Here is a 3,113-nt window from a genome sequence, read left to right as displayed (position 1 = left end):
CGAGGGCAACTACACGCGCGCCGGTTTCGGTGACAAGCCGGGTGTCATTTCGCTACCCTCGCCCAGCTACGATCGCTTGCTCGATGCGGCCGTGCGATCGCTACGCGTGCACGGATTCACCGACATCCTGCTGATCGGCGATAGCGGTGGGAACCAAGCTGGCCTCACCGCCGTGGCGAACGCGCTGAATGCGGAGTGGGCCGGGACCGGCGTGCGTGTATATGCGCTCGTCGACTATTACCAGAAGGGTCGCATCCAGATTCGCGACTATCTCAAAACCACCTACGGATGGGACGAGAAGATGGTCGGGTCGCACGCCGGTACCAGCGACACATCGCAATTGCTGTACGTGTTCAGCGACGGGATTCGGCTGGACAAGCTGATGCCGAATGGCGGCGCGCCGGACGCCGGTGTCACCGGCGATCCGACCAAGGCTTCGGCCGCGATCGGCAAGATCGCGGTCGATCAGAAAGTGAATGCGGCGCTCGCCCAGTATCGTGCCCTGAAGGGCGGCACGCCGTAGCGTGAAGTCAGCAGGATATACAGCGATGGTTGTGCTTCGCACCCAGCTTTTCCAGCAAGGCCACCGTGTCCAGAAACGGCGAGATGCGCTGCACCGGGCCGTTCGCCATGTCCACGGTCGTCTGTCCCGTGCGCGCGACCGCCATCACGTCGGCACCCTTCGAGATCAGATACTCGATCATCACGTTGTCGCCACGTGCTGCGGCATGATGCAACGGCGTGTAACCGTTGAAGTCACGCATGTTCACGTCGAACTTCAACTCTTCCACGAGGTAGCGCAGCGCGGGCATCCAGCCGTCGGGCGTATGCTTATGCTCGTTGGCCGCGAAGGCTTGACCGTAACCAACGCCGGTTGCGGCGTGAATCGCGAATACGCCCAAGCCACCATCAGGAAGCGGCGCGAGCCCGGACGGATCTTCGCGTATGACCGCAGCGGCGCCACGGCGCGCCCGTGGTTTGGGCTTGATGGTCGCGATCATCGGATCGGCGCCCGCAGCGAGCAGCAGCCTCATCGCGGCAATATCGGTCGCATGCGCCGCGCGGAAGAACGGCGTGGCACCAGTGAAATCCACGCCCAGATTGTCGCGGTTGTACGTGGTATACCAGAGCGATCGTGACAGTCGCGCGTTGGGATTCGCCTTGGCCTTGAGCAGCGCGTCGACGACCTCCAGATACATCGCCTTCTGCTGCAGCTGGAACGACGGCTGCGGCGTACGGGTCATTGGTGCCCATTCCTTGTTCAGTACCGCGAAGAGCGGCGCGGCGCCCGCGTCGCTGGCAAGGTTGGGATTGCCGCCGCGCTCCAGCAGCAGCATCACCATGTCGTAATGGCCGTTGATCGACGCCATCAGCATCGGGCTCGTATGATCGCCAGCACTCACCTGGTCGATGTTCGCTCCACCATCGAGCAGCGCGTCGACCGCTTCAATTTTTCCTTCACGTACCGCCAGCAGCAGCGCCGTATGGCCACCCTGCGCGCCAAGCAGTTCGTTGTAGCCCGGATTGTCGTCATCGAGCCCACGGCCCCCCTGTGCCGACAGCCGAGCCTCTTCGGTTGCCGTTGCGGCCGCCGCGCCCGCGAGAGCCGCGGTCGTGGCGGCCTGCACCTCCACCTCGCGAGAGGCTTTTACCGCCGCCTGCACCTGCGACGGCGATGGCATCCAGTTGGCATTCTTCGTCTGTCCCTGCGCCTCGCGGAGCTGCGCGAGCACCACATCACGTTTGGCCTTGGCCTGACGGTCCTGCGCCGCGCTGGCCATGATGTCCATGGTCCTGGCGGTGACAGACGGGTCGGCGCCGGCTTTCAGAAGTGCACGCACCGCGTCTGCTCGGCCTCTCGCGGCAGCGGTCATCAGCGGGGTCTGTCCCCACGACGGTTCCTTCGCGTTCACGTCGCCGCCCGCTGCGATCAACGCAGCGATCGTACCCGGCACTCCCGCCACGGCTGCAAGGTGCAACGGCGACGCTCCATTGGCGGTCACGGCGCGCGCGTCGGCCTTCGCAGCCAGCAGCGCCCTCACCACGCCAGTGGCACCGCTTTGGCTTGCCACGTGGAGCGGCGTAAAGCCTCCAACCCTCGTGGTGGCCGAAAGCCGCGCCTTGGCGCGTAGCAGCACCACCGCGAGCGACGAATCCCCACGATTGGCGGCCCAGTGCAACGCCGTCATGCCGTCGCCCTGCGCCACGTTCACGTCGGCTCCGGTGGCCACGAGCGCGCGCACCGCGGCACCATTTCCGCGCATCGCTGCATCGGCTACCGCCGAAACGGGAGGAAGCGCGATCGGCGGTCCACCGGGAATGCCGATCGCGATCACACCGAACACCTTGAGCATCACTCGATTCATACGACGTTCGCTCCGCTTGGTCAGAGACAGGTCACAGACAGATCAGAACGCGAATTCACCGGTGCTGTCGCCGAACGTGCTGACGTCGTCCATGCCCAGCTTGTGCATCAGGCTGAGCATGACGTTGGCCATCGGCGTGCCGTCGGGTGCCTTGAGGTGCTGATTGCCGGAGGCGAGTCCGTGTCCGCCGCCAAGAAGCAACAGCGGGGCGCGACGATGGTTGTGTGTATTGCTGTCCGACATCGGCGAGCCGTACACGATGGTCGTCTTGTCCAGCAATGGCGTATCACCGTCCATCGTGGTCTTGAGCTTGTCGAGCAGATACGGCAGTAGACTCACGTGGTAGCGGTTGATCTCGGCGAACTCGCGCACGCGCGCCGGATTGTTGCCATGGTGCGACGACGGGTGGAAGCCGGTCGCCACGCCGCTGTCGGGATACACGCGCGCCGACGCATCACGTCCCATCTTGAACGAGAAGACGCGCGTCATGTCGCTCTGCAGCGCGAGCACCTGCAGATCGAACATGATCTTCACGTGATCGCCGAAGGAGTCCGGCACGCCGGTCGGCGCGCCAGCCAGCTCGCGTTCTTCACCGGACGCATTGCGCGCTTCGACCTGCTGAATGCGCCGCTCGATCTCGCGAACATTCTCGAGATACTGCTCCATGCGCCGCCGGTCACCGGCGCCGAGCTGACGGTTCAGCGGCGCCACGCGCCCCGTGATCCAGTCGAGCACACTGCCCGTACT

Annotated in this window: 3 protein-coding genes; 1 reads left to right on the top strand and 2 read right to left on the bottom strand. The window is 64.7% G+C overall.

Annotation, left to right across the window (positions count from 1 at the left end; translation table 11 throughout):
- A partial coding sequence (locus ACESNG_RS17605) for a creatininase family protein (protein WP_373064610.1) occupies window positions 1–523 on the top strand: 523 nt, incomplete at its 5' end.
- A gap of 7 nt (window positions 524–530) precedes the next feature.
- On the opposite strand, the gene ACESNG_RS17600 is transcribed toward ACESNG_RS17605, so the two are convergent.
- The gene (locus ACESNG_RS17600; protein ID WP_373070058.1) at window positions 531–2,366 is read right to left on the bottom strand and encodes an ankyrin repeat domain-containing protein; all 1,836 of its coding nucleotides are present in this window, start codon (window positions 2,364–2,366) and stop codon (window positions 531–533) included.
- Between the two features lie 42 nt (window positions 2,367–2,408).
- A partial coding sequence (locus ACESNG_RS17595; protein WP_373070056.1) for a DUF1552 domain-containing protein occupies window positions 2,409–3,113 on the bottom strand: 705 nt, incomplete at its 5' end.

Origin of the sequence: Gemmatimonas sp., assembly GCF_041689975.1 — a bacterium.
Lineage (GTDB): Bacteria > Gemmatimonadota > Gemmatimonadetes > Gemmatimonadales > Gemmatimonadaceae > Gemmatimonas.
The sequence above is the reverse complement of the archived record's forward strand: the minus strand, read 5'-3'. Positions and strand labels throughout refer to the sequence as shown.

What these genes read in the sequence shown, in the direction of transcription:
- ACESNG_RS17600 (WP_373070058.1), bottom strand. Translation starts at nt 2,366, where the DNA reads ATGAATCGAGTGATGCTCAAGGTGTTCGGTGTGATCGCGATCGGCATT.